This window comes from Vibrio breoganii (genome assembly GCF_001677275.1).
GTDB classification, from domain to species: domain Bacteria; phylum Pseudomonadota; class Gammaproteobacteria; order Enterobacterales; family Vibrionaceae; genus Vibrio; species Vibrio breoganii.
This window is the reverse complement of sequence record NZ_CP016177.1, coordinates 45,204-66,638: the sequence shown is the minus strand read 5'-3', so window position 1 is coordinate 66,638 and position 21,435 is coordinate 45,204. Positions and strand designations below refer to the sequence as shown.

The 21,435-nt window shown below is 46.5% G+C and carries 16 protein-coding genes, 4 tRNA genes and 3 rRNA genes; 8 read left to right on the top strand and 15 right to left on the bottom strand.

Annotation, left to right across the window (positions count from 1 at the left end):
- Nucleotides 1–17: 17 nt before the first annotated feature.
- Nucleotides 18–2,540 (bottom strand): class I adenylate cyclase, encoded by a 2,523-nt coding sequence (locus A6E01_RS00335; protein WP_017029286.1) that lies wholly within the window; start codon nt 2,538–2,540, stop codon nt 18–20.
- A 332-nt stretch (nt 2,541–2,872) separates the two neighbouring features.
- Here A6E01_RS00335 and hemC point away from each other — a divergent pair, with 332 nt between their 5' ends.
- The 4 genes from hemC to A6E01_RS00315 are packed head-to-tail and all read left to right on the top strand — an operon-like array spanning nt 2,873 to nt 6,903.
- Entirely contained in the window at nt 2,873–3,808 is a 936-nt protein-coding gene (hemC, locus tag A6E01_RS00330) for a hydroxymethylbilane synthase (protein ID WP_065209342.1), read from the top strand.
- 5 nt (nt 3,809–3,813) lie between these two features.
- Complete coding sequence (locus tag A6E01_RS00325) at nt 3,814–4,557, top strand: uroporphyrinogen-III synthase (RefSeq protein ID WP_017029284.1); 744 nt, start codon at nt 3,814–3,816, stop codon at nt 4,555–4,557.
- Between the two features lies 1 nt (nt 4,558).
- A complete protein-coding gene (locus A6E01_RS00320; protein ID WP_017029283.1) occupies nt 4,559–5,728 on the top strand; it encodes a uroporphyrinogen-III C-methyltransferase in 1,170 nt (389 codons plus the stop codon).
- Nucleotides 5,725–6,903 (top strand): heme biosynthesis HemY N-terminal domain-containing protein, encoded by a 1,179-nt coding sequence (locus A6E01_RS00315; protein WP_017029282.1) that lies wholly within the window; start codon nt 5,725–5,727, stop codon nt 6,901–6,903. Before A6E01_RS00320 ends, A6E01_RS00315 begins: the two co-directional genes overlap by 4 nt.
- A 535-nt stretch (nt 6,904–7,438) precedes the next feature.
- Here the strand turns inward: A6E01_RS00315 and A6E01_RS00310 are convergent.
- From A6E01_RS00310 to A6E01_RS00280, 7 genes are all read right to left on the bottom strand, one after another.
- A tRNA-Trp gene (locus tag A6E01_RS00310) sits at nt 7,439–7,515 on the bottom strand.
- A 78-nt stretch (nt 7,516–7,593) separates the two neighbouring features.
- Nucleotides 7,594–7,670 (bottom strand) — tRNA-Asp (locus A6E01_RS00305).
- Nucleotides 7,671–7,729: 59 nt separating this feature from the next.
- Nucleotides 7,730–7,845, bottom strand: a 5S ribosomal RNA gene (gene rrf / locus A6E01_RS00300).
- A gap of 91 nt (nt 7,846–7,936) precedes the next feature.
- Nucleotides 7,937–10,825, bottom strand: a 23S ribosomal RNA gene (locus A6E01_RS00295).
- A gap of 355 nt (nt 10,826–11,180) precedes the next feature.
- Nucleotides 11,181–11,256, bottom strand: a tRNA-Ala gene (locus A6E01_RS00290).
- Between the two features lie 40 nt (nt 11,257–11,296).
- Nucleotides 11,297–11,373: transfer RNA gene (locus tag A6E01_RS00285), tRNA-Ile, on the bottom strand.
- A gap of 69 nt (nt 11,374–11,442) precedes the next feature.
- A 16S ribosomal RNA gene (locus A6E01_RS00280) occupies nt 11,443–12,997 on the bottom strand.
- Together the 16S, 23S and 5S rRNA genes with 4 tRNA genes alongside form the textbook arrangement of a ribosomal RNA operon.
- A 587-nt stretch (nt 12,998–13,584) precedes the next feature.
- On the opposite strand from A6E01_RS00280, the gene A6E01_RS00270 reads away from it, so the two are divergent.
- Complete coding sequence (locus A6E01_RS00270; RefSeq protein ID WP_065209340.1) at nt 13,585–14,133, top strand: gamma carbonic anhydrase family protein; 549 nt, start codon at nt 13,585–13,587, stop codon at nt 14,131–14,133.
- Here the strand turns inward: A6E01_RS00270 and A6E01_RS00265 are convergent.
- From A6E01_RS00265 to tsaC, 4 genes are all read right to left on the bottom strand, one after another.
- The gene (locus tag A6E01_RS00265) at nt 14,126–14,389 is read right to left on the bottom strand and encodes a DUF1488 family protein (RefSeq protein WP_026026251.1); all 264 of its coding nucleotides are present in this window, start codon (nt 14,387–14,389) and stop codon (nt 14,126–14,128) included. The genes A6E01_RS00270 and A6E01_RS00265 overlap by 8 nt on opposite strands.
- Nucleotides 14,390–15,223 carry a shikimate dehydrogenase gene (gene aroE / locus A6E01_RS00260; RefSeq protein WP_065209339.1) on the bottom strand — a complete coding sequence of 278 codons (834 nt, stop codon included), beginning with the start codon at nt 15,221–15,223 and terminating at the stop codon, nt 14,390–14,392.
- 77 nt (nt 15,224–15,300) lie between these two features.
- Nucleotides 15,301–16,206 carry an oxygen-dependent coproporphyrinogen oxidase gene (gene hemF / locus A6E01_RS00255; RefSeq protein WP_065209338.1) on the bottom strand — a complete coding sequence of 302 codons (906 nt, stop codon included), beginning with the start codon at nt 16,204–16,206 and terminating at the stop codon, nt 15,301–15,303.
- A 3-nt stretch (nt 16,207–16,209) separates the two neighbouring features.
- Complete coding sequence (gene tsaC, locus A6E01_RS00250) at nt 16,210–16,767, bottom strand: L-threonylcarbamoyladenylate synthase type 1 TsaC (RefSeq protein ID WP_017033051.1); 558 nt, start codon at nt 16,765–16,767, stop codon at nt 16,210–16,212.
- A 184-nt stretch (nt 16,768–16,951) separates the two neighbouring features.
- On the opposite strand from tsaC, the gene purE reads away from it, so the two are divergent.
- Both purE and A6E01_RS00240 read left to right on the top strand, forming a co-directional pair.
- A complete protein-coding gene (purE, locus tag A6E01_RS00245; protein WP_017029760.1) occupies nt 16,952–17,437 on the top strand; it encodes a 5-(carboxyamino)imidazole ribonucleotide mutase in 486 nt (161 codons plus the stop codon).
- 4 nt (nt 17,438–17,441) lie between these two features.
- On the top strand, nt 17,442–18,557 hold the full coding sequence (locus A6E01_RS00240) for a 5-(carboxyamino)imidazole ribonucleotide synthase (protein WP_017029761.1): 1,116 nt from the start codon (nt 17,442–17,444) through the stop codon (nt 18,555–18,557).
- 74 nt (nt 18,558–18,631) lie between these two features.
- Here the strand turns inward: A6E01_RS00240 and A6E01_RS00235 are convergent, their stop codons facing one another.
- Genes A6E01_RS00235 through dprA form a run of 3 tightly spaced genes read right to left on the bottom strand, consistent with a single transcriptional unit; the run spans nt 18,632 to nt 20,800 of the window.
- On the bottom strand, nt 18,632–19,186 hold the full coding sequence (locus tag A6E01_RS00235; RefSeq protein ID WP_017029762.1) for a DNA topoisomerase family protein: 555 nt from the start codon (nt 19,184–19,186) through the stop codon (nt 18,632–18,634).
- Nucleotides 19,187–19,193: 7 nt separating this feature from the next.
- A complete protein-coding gene (locus A6E01_RS00230) occupies nt 19,194–19,667 on the bottom strand; it encodes a DUF494 family protein (RefSeq protein WP_017029763.1) in 474 nt (157 codons plus the stop codon).
- Nucleotides 19,668–19,669: 2 nt separating this feature from the next.
- Nucleotides 19,670–20,800 carry a DNA-processing protein DprA gene (gene dprA / locus A6E01_RS00225; protein ID WP_017029764.1) on the bottom strand — a complete coding sequence of 377 codons (1,131 nt, stop codon included), beginning with the start codon at nt 20,798–20,800 and terminating at the stop codon, nt 19,670–19,672.
- 109 nt (nt 20,801–20,909) lie between these two features.
- Between dprA and def the strand changes: the two genes are divergently transcribed.
- Nucleotides 20,910–21,422, top strand: coding sequence for a peptide deformylase (gene def / locus A6E01_RS00220; RefSeq protein ID WP_017029765.1), 513 nt, complete (start codon nt 20,910–20,912; stop codon nt 21,420–21,422).
- Nucleotides 21,423–21,435: the final 13 nt, after the last annotated feature.

The window sequence follows — 21,435 nt, the reverse complement described above, 5'->3', positions numbered from 1 at the left end:
ACCCAGCCTGTTAGCCACTAGATGCCCACCACAGCAGATGGGGTGGAGTGGAGTTCGCTATCACTACGATACGGCACGATGAAGCTATCTTGATCGTGCTGATGAATAATTTGATAGTACTGAGGCAAATTAAAGTTTGCCTTCGCACCGGCACGATTTAAGCCGTTGGTGTAGAAGTTATTCACTTCACTCACCACTTCGTTCTTATCATGGCTGTATCTGTGATAGGCCTCTGCGGCGTTATTTTCATCCAACACGTAGATATTGAAACCATCTTCGGTGTCTTCGAAGAAGAACTGAATAAGTCCCTCACTAGCAAAGCCATCAATAACGTCAGGAAGCGAGAAGTCTTTTTCTTTATCCAGTTTATCTAACGGTGAACCGGTAAGCTTATTGGTTGAGATGCTTTGATAAAATTCTACAGAATTTTCTAGCGTCTGCACAGAAACACCACGACGCTCAAAGAACAAGCCATACATCTTGCTACCAACGCCAATAGCTTTAAAGCGACGACGCTTCTCTTGCTCAACAGGCTTGAGCCTTAGCTCAATACATTCAGCAAGGAGTTGGTAAACGGTATTACGCATCAAACCGCGGAAGTTTTTACTGTAGCTAAACACATCCACAGACTCAGGATGCAAAGCATCTTGGTGCATCTTACCTAAAATCGTTTTAAGGGCATCAAGAATACTGGTTTCACCACGGAAGTGCAGAGTACGCACTTCATGCCATGAATTTCGATACACCAGATCGACACTGCCAATCATACTCGTTGCATCTGTACCACAAGAGAACAGATTCACATTGCGACAGTCTTTTTTAGCTTGGCGTGGACTTAGCTTTTCAGTTGGATCATTCTCAAGGTTGATGAACATTGCCAACTGGCTTATCTCACAAGGGCTTGCAAGCGCCTCCATAGTAGGGCGACGTTTACGCAGTGAGAAGGTGTTTCTTAGGTCACTCACCATCTGATACAGCTTATCGATGTCGATATCAGCGCTGCGAACAACAGAATGCAGGCGTGTAGATTCAGTGATCAATCCATTAAAGAATGACCATGCAACTAGCTTACTTAGCGACGTGTGATGCTCAATTGGCGATTGACCAATAATGCGTTCTGGCGTTAAAGGTTGTTTGTATAAATACCAACCTTCAGCATTACTACGCCCTTCTTCCACCTGAATAAAGCTCAAATCTGGCTCATGTAGGTCAGGAGAAATTTGCTGGTTAAGCAAGGTAACCTTGCCCGGCAACACCTCAAAGGCAGCGTAAAGCTTACGCGCAAGAATAGAGATATCCTGCGGGCTAATTACCGAGGTGATGTCGTTGCGACGCGCAAACTGGATCAGATTACGGTAACTTTCCATCAAGGCATCAAGCAGATTATGATGCACACCCTTAACACGCTCGACCTTCCAGTCACGACGCGTATCAAGTTCAAAAATATCCTGCTCGTTCCAGCCCCAGCTCAAGGTCAGCTGCTGCATCGCCTTGCGACGCCAAGAGACCGAGCCAAGTTTAGGCTGTTGCGATATTTTCTCGTGGGTTTTCAAATAGAAACAACGACGCACAAGATCAAGACGAGCTTGGTCACCGATTCTTTGCAAGTATCGAGTGACCTTTTCTAGCATCGCATAGTAAGCGTCCATACCGTAAAGGTCGGGCTCGTGTGCAAAGAATCTACGTTTGGTATCAATACTTAAAAGTTGGGTCTGCGGATATTCCCACGAATAGGCCTCAAGCAGGATAGCTTTCAGTACTGATTTGTAAGGCGAATCTATACTTTTGAACAATTGCCAAAGGCTAGAGCCGAAATACTCTTCTGCTGGGATTTTGTTAAGCTGTCCAAAATCGAGCCATTCACTGCAGTCGATCTCTCCACTGTTGCATAACTCTAGTACGTACTGCTCATAGCACTCTTCCATTTCAGGAGGCACGATGCTCCACAACAGGCGTTGACCTGCCATACGCATAGCGGAACGGTAGAACTCATCCAAAAGCAGCATGTGTTGAGAAGAGCCACAATTATCCCCTGTCATTGCTTCACTCTTGTTGGACTGCTTGAATCGCTGGTCGTCCATCAAGAAAAAGTTTGCTTCGATACCCTGTTGCTGTGCCCAGTCTGTAATTCTGAGACACTTGTTGGCCAGTACACTTCGCTTTTCTGCTGGCATCTCAGGAGAGATACATACCCAAATATCAAGATCGCTAGTCAGACTCTGGCCAATGGAAGAAGTACTTCCCATGGTGTACAGAGCTAGAATGTCGATATTGGTAGGAGCTGAGATCTCTTCCCCTGTTGAACGAGCGCAACTGTCGAGAAATTGGCGTTGTTCAGGGTCAGCAGAAAAATCGAAGACGCCTTGTGGGACATCATTAGAGATATACCCAGGTAAAGCTGGATGGTTGTAATGAAGCAAAAGCGGGATGAGTGAAAATACTTGCTTACCTTGAGCATCCATCATGTCTAGTGCACGATGTTTACGCTGTTCATTCAGCGAATCGAGCCTAGCGATTAATGTGCGAGTATATGCTTGCAAGTCAACTTCCCAAACAAAGAAATAAAAGTAAGGACGCTTTAATTTTAAACTAAAACCCTACAAAACGTGACCAATCTAACACTTTTTAGTTATTAGGTAAAGAAAATCACCCATTGTCACCTTTCAGTGACAGCTAAGTTGGCAGAATAACTCAAAGATTATAAAGGTCACACAAATGCGATCAGTATGACCTAAACGGCGTGATTAGCATCACATATGCATAGAAAACTTAACATTATGTGAGTTAGCACCATTAAGCCTATCTCTACTCGCTGAAAATTTATATCTAGCAGTGATAGAATCAGGCTATCTCTCATTTTGTTGCCTTTATTATGTCAAAACAAACTCTTCGAATTGCGACTCGCAAAAGCCCACTTGCATTGTGGCAAGCTCACTACGTTAAATCTCGCTTAGAAGAGATTCACCCTGACCTAGATGTTGAACTGGTGACCATGGTAACCAAAGGCGACATCATCCTTGATACGCCGCTAGCTAAAGTAGGTGGAAAGGGCTTGTTTGTTAAAGAGCTTGAAGTGGCCATGCTAGAGAAGCGCGCAGATATTGCCGTTCATTCAATGAAGGACGTTCCTGTCGATTTCCCTGAGGGGCTAGGCTTAGCGGTTATCTGTGAACGAGAAGACCCTAGAGACGCTTTCGTTTCCAATACCTATCAATCCGTTGATGAGTTGCCTCAAGGCGCTATCGTCGGTACGTGTAGCCTTCGCCGACAGTGTCAAATTAGCGCAGCCAGACCTGATCTTGTCATCAAAGAATTAAGAGGTAACGTAGGCACTCGCTTGGGCAAGCTAGATGATGGGCAGTACGACGCCATTATCTTAGCCGCAGCAGGACTAAAGCGCTTAGAAATGGAAGAGCGTATTCAAAGCTATATTGAGCCTGAGTCTTCTCTTCCTGCGGTAGGACAAGGCGCTGTAGGCATAGAGTGCCGCCTTGATGACGAGCGCGTTCTAGAACTCATTAAACCCCTAAATCATACCGATACCTCTGATCGTGTTTCCGCTGAGCGCGCGATGAACCTCGCCCTTGAAGGTGGCTGTCAGGTACCTATCGGTAGTTACTGCGTGATTACTCCAGACAATCAACTCTACCTCAGAGGTTTAGTGGGTAAGCCAGACGGTACCGAGATTATCAGAGCTGAAACCCGAGGAGAACGCTCGCAAGCGATCGCGATGGGTGAAGAACTAGCGCAGGAACTGCTTGCTTCGGGGGCAAAAGAAATTCTTAGCGAAGTGTACAATCAGGCCTAATTCCAATGAAGGCACTTATAGTTCGACCTCAACCTTCGGCCAAAGAACTATGTGATGCCTTATGCAATATAGGGGTAGTAGCAAGCTACTGCCCCGTTGTTTCATTTCAGAAGTCCCAACCTCCGCTTCATACCTTAGATCATCTATCTCACTCAGAGGTGGTTATCGCCGTCAGCCAGCCAGCCGTTCACTACACCAACGAAATCCTAGCTAAGCAAAGTCAGAACTGGCCGATAGCAGCTCAGTACCTTGCGGTTGGCAGTAAAACAGCGACTTATTTACGTTCATGCACTCATCTCACTGTCAGATCACCCAAGTCGGAAGACACCGAGGGGTTATTGGGGCTTTTGTCTTCCTATGATCTAAAAGGTAAAAAGGTAAGCATACTGAGAGGTGAAAGTGGGCGGGAAATGCTTTTCGAAAGCTTGCAACAAACTGGAGCGGATGTGGTCTATGTTGAGAGCTATCAGCGTCAATGGCTAAACTTTGATGGTGAGAGCCGAGTTATACAATGGCAACTCGATGGGGTAGACACTCTGATTGTTACCAGCTTCGAACAATTAAAATTCTTTGCACAACAAATACCTACCCAATCTAAAAATTGGTTACACTCTTTACAGTTGATGGTTCCCAGTGAAAGAGTCGCTAACTTAGCCTTACAATTAGGCTTTACTCAAGTTCACAATATCAAGGGTGCATCCAATCAAGCCATCATTGACAGCATTCAGGCGAATTACATAGGAAAATAAAATGACTGACGATAAAAAACTCGATGACGACAACAAAGTTAACAAGAGTGAACCCGTTCCAGCTTCGCCTGCCGCAAAGAAAACAACAGCACCAAGCGCTAAGAAACCCAATACAGCAAAGAAAAGTGAAGAGAACGAACCCAACAAGCCAGCAAAACGACTCGCTATTGCGGCGGTTGTTATCTCTCTACTCACCGCTGGCGCAGGTTTTTATTACTTCAATCAACAGAACCAACTTCTTCAACAGCAGCTCTCAGCGGTCTCTGGTCAACTAAAAACAGCCCAACAGACAATCAATGGGCAACTTCAAGAGACACAGCAATCAGCAGCTCAGACAGCCAACGAAGCGGTAAACAGAACAGAAGTATTGATTGGTCAGCAACAAAAAAGTATAGAGAGCCTGCAACTGGCTATCTCTGATGTCAAAGGGCGTCGTCCCAATGACTGGCTACTCGCAGAAGCAGACTACTTAGTTAAACTCGCGGGAAGGAAGCTATTTTTAGAACACGATCTTGTTACTGCAACCAAGCTAATGGAAGCCGCGGATCAGCGCATCGCGACACTTAATGACCCGAGTCTGGTGCCACTACGCCAAGCAATGGCCAACGATATTACTGAATTACGCAGCTTGCCTCTATTAGACAAAGATGGCGTCGCGCTGCAATTGATCGCTCTTCAAGAGCAAGTCGATAAGTTGCCACTAGCTAATGCCATCCTGCCAGAAGCTGCAGAAGAAACGAAGAAACACGTATCTAAGGACATTCAAGACTGGCAAACCAACCTATCTACATCTCTAGAGAACTTCGCAGAACACTTCATCACCTTTAGAGTTCGCGATGGTAGCGCAGTGCCACTTCTATCTCCTCAGCAACATTTCTACTTGAGAGAGAACATTAAAGCTAAGTTGGAAACCGCGATCAAAGCAACCTACTCAGAGCAAGAAGAGATCTATCGCAAGAGTCTGCTTGTTGCACTTGAGTGGAGCCAAACCTATTTAGATCAAGATGCACAATCCGTTAACGAGTTTGAGAGTGCATTGGATAAATTATCAAAGGTTAAAGTAGACCTAGAGTACCCTGCTAAGCTAGAAACCAATCAGCTCATCGCAGATATTATTCGTGAACGCTTGCGTAGAGAGGTGACGACTATTGTCACGGAGGAAAACAAATGATTCGCATACTGTTTGTTTTCATCGCACTAGGGATTGGTCTTTTTGTCGGAACCCAATTCTCAGGTCAACAAGGCTATGTGCTGATCTCTTTGGCTGAATACACTATTGAGATGAGTGTCACCACGTTAGTCATCTTCGTTATTGGCGCTCTGATTGCGTTGTTCTTTGCTGAGTTCTTGATCAAGCGTTCAATACGAGCATCTAGCGCTACCTGGAATTGGTTTAGTAACCGTAAGCTCAAAAAAGCTCGCAGGCTGACCAATGAAGGCATTATCAAGTTAATTGAAGGTGATTGGCAGAGCGCAGAGAAAAAGGTAACTCGCTGGTCTAACTCGCACGATATGCCATTGCTGTGTTATCTGGTCGCTGCTGAAGCCGCTCACGAGCTAGGCAAAGACGACAAGCGCGATAAGTACTTTGAATTAGCTTCAAAGCAACAAGGCGCTGATCTTGCTATAGGTCTAACCAAGGGCAAGCAAGCGATGGCCGCGGGTGACTTTGCAAGTGCCTTTGATGTGCTATCCAGCCTAAGACATGATTACCCCGATAACCCTCGTCTGCTCACCCTGCTAAAAACCTGTTATATCCAACTGGATTGCTGGCAGCCTTTATTGGATTTGCTTCCAATATTAAAGAAAGCGAAAGGGGTAGATAAAGACGAATACCACAAGCTTTCAGTACAAGCACATGCAGGGCGTATCTCAGAGTTATCTCATCAACAAGGCGTCGATGGTATCGTTCGCTACTGGGACCATTTAGGCAAAAGCATGAAGTCTGAAAGTAAGATCATCGTGACCTTTGCCAGTGAGCTGATTAATCGCGGCGCAGACTCAACGGCAATCACAGTGCTAAAAGAAGCGACCCAGAAGTCACCTAAGGCGGAACTGCTGAATGTATTCCCAACCTTACATATCACCGACTGGTACCCTGTATTGAGCCACCTTAAGAGTCTAGAGAAGAAGTTTAAGGACAATGGCGACCTACAAAGTGTTATTGGTCAGATACTGATGAACGAAGGCAACTGGAGTGATGCACAGGCTTACTTTGAGTCAGCGTTGAAGATCCGACCTAATGCCATTGATTACGGCCAACTTGCCAACGCATTACACAAACAGAACTACACCAATGCCGCAAATGAAGTCTCACAAAAGGCACTGCTGTTATTGAGTAAGTAAATCTATTTCACTTATTGATGTTTGATTGGAGCCGCTGTTTATCAGCGGCTTTTTTTTCGGCCTCAAGCCTCAAGCCTCAAGCCTCAAGCCTCAAGCCTCAAGCCTCAAGCCTCAAGCCTCAAAGGATGTGGCTATCCAGCCAGATTACAACACCTCTATTTACGCTGATACTCAACTCAATATATCTATTAGCAATGCCTACCTTGAAGTAAGAAGCCAGTTAAGGACTCCCACGGTTCAAGTAAATCAATTCTCTATACTGTGTCTGTGTCCGTTGGTCTTTTCTACTTTCCTATATTGCAGGTAATAAAGGAGACCCTGGTGTTAATACGAAGCGCCTAACTAAGGCCTTCAATTTAGCAGGGGTGGACTGGGCCGGCATTCCGGAGATTCGAAGGGACTTACCTCCAAGCTCACACCACATGTTCACTAAGAAAATTGGTGAAATCTACAGTTCTACTTGGGTATAACACACTGACTATGTAAGTTTATAGAAAGCAAAAAGGCCTTAGCATTGCTGCTAAGGCCTTCTGTATGGCAGGGGTGGAGAGATTCGAACTCCCAACACGCGGATTTGGAATCCGCTGCTCTGCCAATTGGAGCTACACCCCTAAAACTGTGATCTGAGTCTGATTTTTCTCAAACTTCAGATTCAGAAAAACCTCGCAAAGCGAGGTTCTCTAAAATAAGTGGCGGAGTGGACGGGACTCGAACCCGCGACCCCCGGCGTGACAGGCCGGTATTCTAACCAACTGAACTACCACTCCGCACCTAATTCTTATCTCTTTAAAGTCTTACTAACTGCTTTAAAGCGATGTAATTTAAAGCCTGGCGATGTCCTACTCTCACATGGGGAAACCCCACACTACCATCGGCGCTATTATGTTTCACTTCTGAGTTCGGCATGGAATCAGGTGGGTCCACAATGCTATGGTCGCCAAGCAAATTTTAAAATTCGGAAAGCTATTATTTAAAAGTTATATCACACATTCAAAGTTCTTACTTTGAGTCCACAAAACCCCTTGGGTGTTGTATGGTTAAGCCTCACGGGCAATTAGTACAGGTTAGCTCAATGCCTCGCAGCACTTACACACCCTGCCTATCAACGTTCTAGTCTCGAACAACCCTTTAGGACACTTAAAGTGCCAGGGAAGACTCATCTCAGGGCTCGCTTCCCGCTTAGATGCTTTCAGCGGTTATCGATTCCGAACTTAGCTACCGGGCAATGCCATTGGCATGACAACCCGAACACCAGAGGTTCGTCCACTCCGGTCCTCTCGTACTAGGAGCAGCCCCCTTCAATCTTCCAACGCCCACGGCAGATAGGGACCGAACTGTCTCACGACGTTCTAAACCCAGCTCGCGTACCACTTTAAATGGCGAACAGCCATACCCTTGGGACCGACTTCAGCCCCAGGATGTGATGAGCCGACATCGAGGTGCCAAACACCGCCGTCGATATGAACTCTTGGGCGGTATCAGCCTGTTATCCCCGGAGTACCTTTTATCCGTTGAGCGATGGCCCTTCCATTCAGAACCACCGGATCACTATGACCTGCTTTCGCACCTGCTCGAATTGTCATTCTCGCAGTCAAGCGGGCTTATGCCATTGCACTAACCACACGATGTCCAACCGTGTTTAGCCCACCTTCGTGCTCCTCCGTTACTCTTTGGGAGGAGACCGCCCCAGTCAAACTACCCACCAGGCACTGTCCTCATCCCCGATAAGGGGACTAAGTTAGAACATCAACACTACAAGGGTGGTATTTCAAGGACGGCTCCAACGATACTGGCGTACCGTCTTCAAAGCCTCCCACCTATCCTACACATGTAGGGTCAATGTTCAGTGCCAAGCTGTAGTAAAGGTTCACGGGGTCTTTCCGTCTAGCCGCGGGTACACTGCATCTTCACAGCGATTTCAATTTCACTGAGTCTCGGGTGGAGACAGCGTGGCCATCATTACGCCATTCGTGCAGGTCGGAACTTACCCGACAAGGAATTTCGCTACCTTAGGACCGTTATAGTTACGGCCGCCGTTTACCGGGGCTTCGATCAAGAGCTTCGACCGAAGTCTAACCCCATCAATTAACCTTCCGGCACCGGGCAGGCGTCACACCGTATACGTCATCTTACGATTTTGCACAGTGCTGTGTTTTTAATAAACAGTTGCAGCCACCTGGTATCTGCGACTCCTAGTAGCTCCATCCGCAAGGGACTTCACCGCCAAGAGCGTACCTTCTCCCGAAGTTACGGTACCATTTTGCCTAGTTCCTTCACCCGAGTTCTCTCAAGCGCCTTGGTATTCTCTACCCGACCACCTGTGTCGGTTTGGGGTACGATTTCTTATAATCTGAAGCTTAGAGGCTTTTCCTGGAAGCATGGCATCAATGACTTCACTGCACGTAGCAGCTCGACATCGTATCTCAGCGTTGAGAAAGTCCGGATTTACCTAAACCTTCCGCCTACATACTTGAACCTGGACAACCATCGCCAGGCCCACCTAGCCTTCTCCGTCCCCCCATCGCAATTATAAGAAGTACGGGAATATTAACCCGTTTCCCATCGACTACGCCTTTCGGCCTCGCCTTAGGGGTCGACTTACCCTGCCCCGATTAACGTTGGACAGGAACCCTTGGTCTTCCGGCGAGGGGGTTTTTCACCCCCTTTATCGTTACTCATGTCAGCATTCGCACTTCTGATACGTCCAGCAGCCCTTACAGACCACCTTCAACCGCTTACAGAACGCTCCCCTACCCCGCATACAAAGTATGCAGCCGCAGCTTCGGTGTATAGCTTAGCCCCGTTACATCTTCCGCGCAGGCCGACTCGACCAGTGAGCTATTACGCTTTCTTTAAATGATGGCTGCTTCTAAGCCAACATCCTGGCTGTCTGAGCCTTCCCACATCGTTTCCCACTTAGCTATACTTTGGGACCTTAGCTGGCGGTCTGGGTTGTTTCCCTCTCCACGACGGACGTTAGCACCCGCCGTGTGTCTCCCGGATAGTACTCAATGGTATTCGGAGTTTGCAAAGGGTTGGTAAGTCGGGATGACCCCCTAGCCTTAACAGTGCTCTACCCCCATTGGTATTCGTCCGAGGCGCTACCTAAATAGCTTTCGGGGAGAACCAGCTATCTCCAGGTTTGATTGGCCTTTCACCCCTAGCCACAAGTCATCCGCTAATTTTTCAACATTAGTCGGTTCGGTCCTCCAGTTGATGTTACTCAACCTTCAACCTGCCCATGGCTAGATCACCTGGTTTCGGGTCTAATTCTAGCAACTCGACGCCCAGTTAAGACTCGGTTTCCCTACGGCTCCCCTATACGGTTAACCTTGCTACTAAAATTAAGTCGCTGACCCATTATACAAAAGGTACGCAGTCACGCTTCGAGGCGCTCCTACTGCTTGTACGTACACGGTTTCAGGTTCTATTTCACTCCCCTCACAGGGGTTCTTTTCGCCTTTCCCTCACGGTACTGGTTCACTATCGGTCAGTCAGTAGTATTTAGCCTTGGAGGATGGTCCCCCCATGTTCAAACAGGATATCACGTGTCCCGCCTTACTCGTTTTCACTTAAAATGCGTTGTCGGTTACGGGGCTATCACCCTATACTGCGAGACTTTCCAGACTCTTCACCTGACGCATTAAAAGCTTAAGGGCTAATCCAATTTCGCTCGCCGCTACTTTCGGAATCTCGGTTGATTTCTCTTCCTTCGGGTACTTAGATGTTTCAGTTCCCCGAGTTTGCCTCATTAACCTATGTATTCAGTTAATGATACGTGCTTATGCACGTGGGTTTCCCCATTCAGAAATCCCAGACTCAAATGGTTATTACTACCTAATCTGGGCTTATCGCAAGTTATTACGTCTTTCATCGCCTCTGACTGCCAAGGCATCCACCGTGTACGCTTAGTCACTTAACCATACAACCCCAAAGGGTCTTGCTTAACGCAATGCAGTTGCTACGCTGCAGTATGACGTTTCCAAGGTGCGTTATCTCTTTATTATGAGCGAGATAACATTCGATTTTGCCGGACTCAAATTTGAATGCATCCTGGCAAGGATACATTCCCAAGAACACTTGAATGTGTGTTGGTACCTAAATCATAAAGACTTAGGATTTGAGAACTTTTAAATTTGATAAATAATGAAATCACATTATTTATCGTCAGCTTTCCAAATTGTTAAAGAGCATGAATTTCTAAGCAATAATGCTTATGAAACCATTTTTAAATATTCTCTATTCTTTCTAGAGAAAAGAACAAAAACACTTAAAGATGGTGGAGCTATGCGGGATCGAACCGCAGACCTCCTGCGTGCAAGGCAGGCGCTCTCCCAGCTGAGCTATAGCCCCAAAACTTAATGTTTCATCCAATCTCTTTTGGGAAAGAAATTGGTGGGTCTGAGTGGACTTGAACCACCGACCTCCCGCTTATCAGGCGAGCGCTCTAACCAGCTGAGCTACAGACCCAACATTAAACTCTTAACTTTTTTAAACCATATCAATCTGTGTGGACACTCATCGTGAATAATCATCGTATAAGGAGGTGATCCAGCCCCAGGTTCCCCTAGGGCTACCTTGTTACGACTTCACCCCAGTCATGAACCACAAAGTGGTGAGCGTCCTCCTCGAAAGGTTAAACTACCCACTTCTTTTGCAGCCCACTCCCATGGTGTGACGGGCGGTGTGTACAAGGCCCGGGAACGTATTCACCGTGACATTCTGATTCACGATTACTAGCGATTCCGACTTCATGGAGTCGAGTTGCAGACTCCAATCCGGACTACGACGCACTTTTTGGGATTCGCTCACCATCGCTGGTTGGCTGCCCTCTGTATGCGCCATTGTAGCACGTGTGTAGCCCTACTCGTAAGGGCCATGATGACTTGACGTCGTCCCCACCTTCCTCCGGTTTATCACCGGCAGTCTCCCTGGAGTTCCCACCATTACGTGCTGGCAAACAAGGATAAGGGTTGCGCTCGTTGCGGGACTTAACCCAACATTTCACAACACGAGCTGACGACAGCCATGCAGCACCTGTCTCAGAGTTCCCGAAGGCACCAAAGCATCTCTGCTAAGTTCTCTGGATGTCAAGAGTAGGTAAGGTTCTTCGCGTTGCATCGAATTAAACCACATGCTCCACCGCTTGTGCGGGCCCCCGTCAATTCATTTGAGTTTTAATCTTGCGACCGTACTCCCCAGGCGGTCTACTTAACGCGTTAGCTCCGAAAGCCACGGCTCAAGGCCACAACCTCCAAGTAGACATCGTTTACGGCGTGGACTACCAGGGTATCTAATCCTGTTTGCTCCCCACGCTTTCGCATCTGAGTGTCAGTATCTGTCCAGGGGGCCGCCTTCGCCACTGGTATTCCTTCAGATCTCTACGCATTTCACCGCTACACCTGAAATTCTACCCCCCTCTACAGTACTCTAGCCTGCCAGTTTCAAATGCGGTTCCGAGGTTGAGCCCCGGGCTTTCACATCTGACTTAACAAACCACCTGCATGCGCTTTACGCCCAGTAATTCCGATTAACGCTCGCACCCTCCGTATTACCGCGGCTGCTGGCACGGAGTTAGCCGGTGCTTCTTCTGTCGCTAACGTCAAACACTAAAGCTATTAACTTTAATGCCTTCCTCACGACTGAAAGTACTTTACAACCCGAAGGCCTTCTTCATACACGCGGCATGGCTGCATCAGGCTTGCGCCCATTGTGCAATATTCCCCACTGCTGCCTCCCGTAGGAGTCTGGACCGTGTCTCAGTTCCAGTGTGGCTGATCATCCTCTCAGACCAGCTAGGGATCGTCGCCTTGGTGAGCCATTACCTCACCAACTAGCTAATCCCACCTGGGCATATCCTGAAGCGAGAGGCCCGAAGGTCCCCCTCTTTGGTCCGTAGACGTTATGCGGTATTAGCCATCGTTTCCAATGGTTATCCCCCACATCAGGGCAATTTCCCAGGCATTACTCACCCGTCCGCCGCTCGACGCCCAATAAATCACCCGAAGGGTCAATGTTGTCGTTTCCGCTCGACTTGCATGTGTTAGGCCTGCCGCCAGCGTTCAATCTGAGCCATGATCAAACTCTTCAATTAAAGTTTTGTTGAAGCTTTCGCTTCGGCTCAATGAATACTGACTTCAAAACTGTTCCTTACTCGAAAGTAAGAAGTAATTTTAAAGCTATTATCGTTCCAACAGAACGATAATGAATTGACTGTGCTCTTATCGGTCTTCACTTTTAAAAAAGTAAAATAAAACAGCTCAAGGCTGCACCCAATTTGATTTTGGTCACTCAGTTCATTGATAAATCTTTTCGATTATCATCAACGAGTGCCCACACAGATTGATAGGTTTAAATTGTTAAAGAGCTTACTATCGAGGCTTGCCTCTCAAGTGGACGGCCATTCTAGCGTTTTGAACCAAAGTGTCAAACACTTTTTTGAATTTATTTTCGAAGAGAAGTTAAACTCAAATGGTTCGGCTAAGTTGCCTACTAAATCACTGCAAAGCGTTGTCGCTGTTGCCGTGTCAGTGGGGCGCATTATAGAGATGCTCATCACATTGGCAAGCGTTTTTTCCAAAGAATTTCGGCTTTTTGTACTGTATGTTCATCTATTGGCCAGAAGGGCCTTTTTTTGATAGTTTGATAACAATATTTATACAGCTTTGATGGAGTTTAACTATGAGTTCTTTACGTAGCTACAAAGGAATAAAGCCTTCTATTGAGTCTGGCGTTTATATCGATGACTCTGCAGTTGTTGTTGGCGACGTTAAGATTGGTATGGATTCTAGTATTTGGCCACAAGTGGCTGCTAGAGGAGACGTAAACCATATACACATTGGTCAGCGCACCAACATTCAGGATGGTTCGGTACTGCATGTTACTCACAAAAACACCAGTAACCCTGAGGGGTACCCTCTTATCATTGGTGATGAGGTGACTATTGGGCATTTGGTGATGCTACACGGGTGCACTATTAAAGATAGGGTCTTGGTCGGTATGAGCACCACCATCCTTGATGGCGCAATAATAGAGAGCGATGTGTTTATTGGAGCAGGAAGCTTAGTGCCTCCGAATAAGACATTAGAAAGTGGCTACCTTTATGTAGGGCGCCCTGTAAAACAGGTGAGACCCCTAACAGAACAAGAAGCCGCCTTTCTTTCTAAATCTGCTGATAACTACGTACAGAACAAAAATGACTACCTGAACGAAGTGCACGACATTAATTGATTTCTATTTGCCCGAGCTGATTGAACTCTTCCGCTTCGATCAGCTCTTCCGCTAGGTCTTCCAGATCAAAGCGATATTCAGAGAATACCTTTAAGGCCATCACCTCATCATCAATTTGCAGTTGAGAGAGGTTTTCCAAGTAATGGGCAGAGACTAGGCACTCAATCAGGTTCCCAGATTGCTGACCTACAAATACCACTACTTTCCTATTCCCGTCCCAGCTTTGCTGATCAGTAAAGATTATTGATTGATTCAATTACGAGCCCTCTAGATTTTTACGAAGTTCACGCAGCACTTGTTTCGCACCTGGGCGAATACCTCTCCACAACATAAAGCTTTCAGCCGCTTGTCCAACTAGCATTCCCAGCCCGTCATAAGCCTTGGCTGCACCATTATCCCTAGCCCACTGATTAAACACTGTAGTGCCAGAGCCATAAACCATGTCATAGCTTACTGTTTGAGGCGAAAATATCGTGGCGGAAATCTTTGGCAATTCTTTGGTTAAGCCTGCAGACGTAGAATTGATGACAACATCAAAGCTTCCTTCTACCTCTTCAATCGGCAACGCCTCAATAGGACCGTGCTCTTTGAATTGCTCCACCAAAGACTGAGCCTTGCTATAGGTTCTATTTGCGATGACGAGCTGTGCAGGCTTTTGATCAAGCAGTGGCTTAAGCACACCTCTTACTGCACCACCAGCACCAATAATCAGAATACGAGCATCCTTGAGCACCACTTGATATTGAAGCAGGTCTTGCACAAGGCCTTCACCATCAGTGTTATCTCCAATAATCTCGCCATCATCTAGCTTCTTCAGTGTATTTACCGCACCGGCTAATTGCGCTCGTTCAGTTAATCGATCTGCCAGTTCGTAGGCATCATGCTTAAAGGGTGCTGTTACATTGCATCCTTTACCGCCTTCAGTAAAAAAGGTCTTAGCGGCCCGGGTAAACTCTCCAACCTCAGCATATTGAGTTGCATAGTGGATGCTTTGGTTAGTCTGTCTCGCGAACAAGGTATGAATAAAGGGAGATTTACTCTGCTTTATAGGATTCCCAAAAACAACATACTGATCAATTGACTGATTCATCTTCCTACCTGATTGAATTACTACTGATTAAAACGACTGACTATGAACCTATCACTGATAACGGCGAAGAAAAAGCACTACCAGTCTCTTGGTGATAAGTACTCGTTATACAGCAGAGCTTCATGCGAACCCTCTTCTACCTGATAGTTATACTCCCATCGTGCTAATGGTGGCATAGACATCAAGATAGACTCCGTTCTTCCCTTACTCTGTAAACCGAACAGGGTGCCTCTGTCATAGACGAGGTTGAACTCTACATAGCGACCACGTCGATACAATTGGAATTGGCGATGCTGATCTGTAAATGGCGTCTCTTTTCGCTTCTCTATAATAGGCAGATAGCCTTTAGTGAAGCCTTCTCCGACTGCACGCATATAAGCAAAGCTTTTTTCAAAGCCCCACTGATTGAGATCATCAAAGAACAAGCCTCCTACACCACGTGTTTCATTGCGATGAGGCAAGAAGAAGTAATCATCACACCATTTTTTATGCTCAGCATAAACATCATCACCGAAGGGGGCGCATAACTGCTTTGCTGTGTCATGCCAGTGCTGACAGTCTTCTTCAAAGGGATAGAAAGGCGTTAAATCGAACCCACCACCAAACCACCAGATAGGTTCGCTTCCCTCTTTCTCTGCTATAAAGAAGCGCACATTGGCATGGGAAGTGGGAATAAATGGATTGTTGGGATGAATAACCAGAGAAACACCCATGGCTTCAAATTTGCGTCCAGCGAGCTCTGGTCGATGTGCGGTGGCTGAACCTGGCATTTTATCGCCAAAGACATGCGAGAAGTTCACTCCGCCTTGCTCAATAGTCGCTCCGCCTTTTAGAACGCGCGTACGACCGCCTCCGCCTTGTTCTCGAGTCCATGCATCCTCTATAAAGGTGGCCTCTCCATCCGCAGCTTCCAGTTCAGCACAAATAGTATCTTGTAGCTGTAGTAGAAAGCGCTTTACCGCTTCCTTGTCGACCTGTGCCATCATTTATCCTTGTCTTAATACTTGTAGAGATCGTGCGTCTTTTATCTCTGAGGGTTTATTTCGGTTGCCCACAGCGCCTTGCAAGATGAACACATCCTCAGACCCTAACTGGCTTTCAACCTCATCAGCAGTCAGGCAAGGTGGCAAACCGGATAGGTTGGCGCTTGTAGAGGTAATCGGCTTACCAAATTCTAAGCAAAGCTGCTGCACCATCTCATGGTCAGTGACTCTTACTGCAACACTATCAAACTGCCCATGAACCAATTCATGGACTTTTTTGCTGATGGGCATCACCCAAGTCACAGGTCCCGGCCAGCTTTTAAATACCGTATCTAATTGCTCTGCAGATAACGCACTTACATCAACGTAGGGCAACAACTGATCAAAGCTTGCTGCAATCAGGATGAGTCCCTTGCTTGGGTCTCTTTGCTTTAGTTCGATAAGTGCTTCTAGCGCTTTCTCATCGTCTGGATCGCATCCGACTCCAAATACAGCCTCTGTGGGGTATGCAATTACCTTTCCTTGCTTCAGAGCATCAACTGCTTGATCAATTACCATCATTCCTTGAGTGTCCTTTTCTACACTATCTTTCTACTTAGTTTACAAATTCTATTCCTAGCTGGTAAGCATTTCCTGTAAATCGGCAAAACAAACCGACGCAAACGTTTTCCTATTCAAAAAATAACCGTATAATGCGCGCAAAATTGGTATTCAAAGCTCAACTAGTTAAATTAGGAGTCGTAACATGCAAGTCGGTATTATCATGGGTTCTAAGTCAGATTGGCCAACGATGAAGTTAGCCGCTGAGATGCTCGACCAATTCGGTGTTAGCTACGAAACTAAAGTAGTTTCAGCTCACCGTACTCCACAACTACTAGCGGACTATGCAAATAGCGCAAAAGATCGCGGCATTAAAGTCATTATTGCAGGCGCAGGCGGTGCAGCTCACCTTCCTGGTATGTGTGCAGCATTTACTAGCCTTCCTGTTCTCGGTGTTCCTGTTCAATCTCGTGCCCTAAAAGGCATGGACTCTTTGCTATCTATCGTTCAAATGCCAAAAGGCATTGCAGTAGGTACACTGGCTATCGGTGAAGCGGGTGCAGCAAACTCAGGCATTCTAGCAGCACAGATCATTGGTACTCACGTTCCTGAAGTAATGGCAAAAGTAGAAGCTTTCCGCAAGGAACAAACCGATACAGTACTTGCTAATCCGAACCCAGCGGAGGATTAATACCGTGCAAGTTTTAGTTTTAGGTGCCGGACAGTTAGCTCGCATGATGGCGCTGGCTGCCGCTCCACTGAATATCAAAACCATTGCTTTTGATGTCAATAGCGAATCTATTGTTGAACCTATCACTCAAACTAAATTAGGTAGCGGGTTACAAGCCGCTATCGAACAAGCTGATGTCATCACGGCAGAGTTTGAGCATGTTCCACACCCAGTACTGGATGCTTGCCAGGCCAGTGGAAAATTACTGCCAAGTGCAGAAGCCATTAAAACCGGTGGCGATCGCCGTATCGAAAAAGCGCTACTTGATAAAGCTAGCGTAGCCAATGCTAAGTACTCTCTTATTCGCACCCGCCAAGACTTTGAAAGCGCTATCGACTACGTTGGTTTGCCTATGGTGCTTAAGAGCACGCTAGGTGGATACGATGGAAAGGGCCAATGGCGTTTAAAAGACCGTTCGACGGCAGATGCGGTATGGGCTGAAATGGAGGAGTGCATTGCCTCTTCTGAAGCGCAAGCCATTATTGCTGAAGAGTTTGTTGGGTTTGATCGTGAAGTATCGCTGATCGGTGCTAGAAACAAGCATGGTGAGATTGCGGTATACCCGCTCGCTGAGAATGTGCACACCGATGGTGTATTGAGCCTTTCTACGGCCATCGACGAGCCAGAGCTTCAAGCTCAAGCAAAACAGATGTTTACTGCTGTAGCGGAATGCCTAGATTATGTTGGCGTGTTGGCACTAGAGTTTTTTGACGTTCAAGGTCAATTGATGGTCAATGAGATCGCACCACGCGTTCACAACTCTGGTCACTGGACACAACAAGGCGCTGAGACTTGCCAGTTTGAAAACCATATGCGCGCTGTATGTGGTCTTCCCCTAGGAAGCACTAAAGCACTTCGCCCTACTGCAATGATAAATATTCTTGGTGAAGATACGCTTGCCGAAGAGCTACTCAGCATGAGCCAAGCTCACATTCATTGGTATGGCAAAGAAAAGCGTCCTGGTCGTAAGATGGGACACATTAATGTGTGTGGTAATGACCAAGCAGACTTAGAGCAACAGCTGCAATCTATTGCTCAGTGGCTTGACGCCGATGCCTTTCCAGCACTGCATCAGAAGTAATCTGAACAGAGCTTAAAAAACTAAGGAGGCTAACGCCTCCTTTTTTATTGTTTCTTAGTTTATTGCGGCCGACTCTATTGCTGTTTAGCTTGGCACTTGCGGCTTGCGCACAGCAGAGTGCTTTTCTCACCGCTCTTTTTAACCACCAGCAACTTGAAGCCGCACTCTTGGCATGCCCCTTGTTTGGGTTCATTGTTAATAGAGAATTGGCATTTAGGGTATTGGTCACAGGCATAGAATGCCTTTCCAAAACGCGACTTTCTCTCTATCAAGTGCCCTTTATTGCACTCTGGGCAAGAAAAAGACTCAACACTGTGGTCTTCGGGCTCATCCATACTGCCAATATAGTGACACTCTGGATAACTTGAGCAGCCAATAAACATGCCATAGCGACCTTGTCTTAATACAAGCTCATCACCACAATCCGGACAAGGCACACCAAGCGGTTTTAGTATCTGCCCTGACGCTTGATGCAAAGGCTTAATATAGTCACACGCAGGATATTGAGTACAACCAAGAAAGGCACCATGTTTACCATGGCGCATCTGCAAAGGGCTAGCGCAGTTTGGGCAGTGCTGTTCTAGAGCATGCCCTTCAGAAGAGAACAGTTGGTTGTTGATCTTATTCATAGTTGGATTAATGCAAAATGCCGTGATCTGTCGAGTAGAGTAGCTCTTCCATCGTTGTGTAAGCATTTTCATTGCCGGGTACGTTAAACAGCACCATCAAGATGATCCATTTCAGGTCATCCAATTGCAAATCGGTGGTTTCTAGTCCCATCACTCGGTCTATCACCATCTCACGCAGTTCTGCGCTTAATACGCCTATTTGCTCTAAGAACAAGATAAAGCCTCGACAGCGAGTGTCTATTCTTTGCTGTTCTTGGTCTGAATAGATGCGAATCGACGTTGCTGAGCTGGTCGCAATGTTTTGACTTGAGTCTTCACTTTGCAAGGCCGCTAAGTCTTCCAACCAATTTAGCGCTTTGTACACTTCATCTTGGCGAAAGCCAGCACGAAGGAGCTCTTGCTCAAGCTCATCTTGATTGACGTTCAAATCACTCTCGCTATGAATGTACGTCTCAAACAGATACATAAGAATATCCATCATAGTCAGCTCCCCCTTAATCTAATGTAACCACCAACGACTGAAGCCACTATACCTTGAAGCTCCAGCTCTAATAACTGCATCATAACCTGATTTACGGGTAAATGGGCCCTTTCTGCTAAAAAATCAACTGCCACAGGCCTCTCTCCCAGCAGATCCAGTATTGGCTGATTTCCTGTCTCCGTTTGCTCTCTTTGTTCTCCCTTTTCAACTGACGGCGGCAAAGATAAAGCGGCCTCTTGTTGTATTGTAGAAGACCAGTTAACTAAGCCATTAATTTCATGAACAATATCTTGCGCATCTCTCACTAAAACCGCTCCATCTCGAAGCAATTGATTGCACCCCGCAGCATTGGGGTTGAGCACCGAACCCGGAACTGCGTACACATCGCGCCCTTGCTCTAGGGCAAAACGCGCCGTTATTAAAGATCCACTTTTTTGCGCCGCCTCAACCACCAACACGCCAACAGATAAGCCGCTAATGATTCGATTACGCCTTGGGAAGTTATACGCTCTCGGTGGATAAAAGGGCGGAAACTCAGAAACAAGCGCGCCATTCTCTTTGATTCGCTGTGCTAACGACTTGTGTTGCTTGGGGTATAAAAAATCAAAGCCACTCCCTAATACGGCAATTGTTTTTCCGTTCTGCTCTAAACAGGCCTGATGCGCATGACCATCCACTCCCAGAGCTAAACCACTGGTGATCGTCACGCCAACTTTGGTCAGTTGCGAAGAAAATTGGCGAGTAATGTATAGGCCATCTTGAGAGCTATTTCGGCTACCAACGATACCCACTTGGGTCGAGCACAGTGTTGTCACCTCCCCCTGAACAAACAGTACCGGAGGAAAGCTGGGGATTTCTTTTAGCAAAGGCGGATACGTTTCTTTGTCTTCTGCTATGAGTAAGTGGTTACCGTCTTTATTTGCCCACTCTAGGCATTTATCGACACTTTGATTGGATGTGGCCGTTAAAAACCGTACCTGAGGCTCAGTAAACTTAAGAGAAAACAGCTCCTTTTTTGACAGAGATAACAGTTGTTGAGGGGAAAGAAACTCAAGGATTTTCTGCAACCTAACTCCACTTAAACGAGGCGTCATACAGAGCGTAAGCCATGCTGTTATCTGTTGTTCTTTCATAGAGAATCTCATCGAAGTGGATTGGTGCTGTTATTTGAAGACCAAAATGACTAAAATTGTCACAAATGGCTGAGATTCTTTCGGCGCAGTTCAACTTTTTTGAGTGATTATGTCTTTATTACATGTACTAACCTTTCCAGATGATCGTCTACGCACCGTCGCTAAGCCGGTTGTAGACTTTACGCCAGAACTACAAACTCACATCGATGACATGATTGAGACTATGTACGCAGAAGAAGGCATTGGCCTAGCTTCTACGCAAGTAGACGTGCATAAACAGATCGTGGTTATTGACCTTTCTGAGACTCGCGACGAGCCTTTGGTTCTTATCAATCCAGAGATCACTGACAAGCGCGGCGAAGACGGCATCGAAGAAGGCTGCCTATCTGTTCCAGGTGCACGCGCGCTTGTTTCTCGCGCAGCAGAAATTTCGGTGAAGGCTTTGAACCGAGAGGGTGAAGAATTCACTTTTGATGCTGATGACCTGCTTGCAATCTGTGTGCAGCATGAGCTTGACCACTTGGCGGGTAAACTTTTTGTTGATTATCTCTCTCCGCTAAAACGCAAGCGCATCAAAGACAAGCTAGAAAAAATTAAGCGCTACAACGAGAAAAACCAGTAACTAGGAGTTTGCA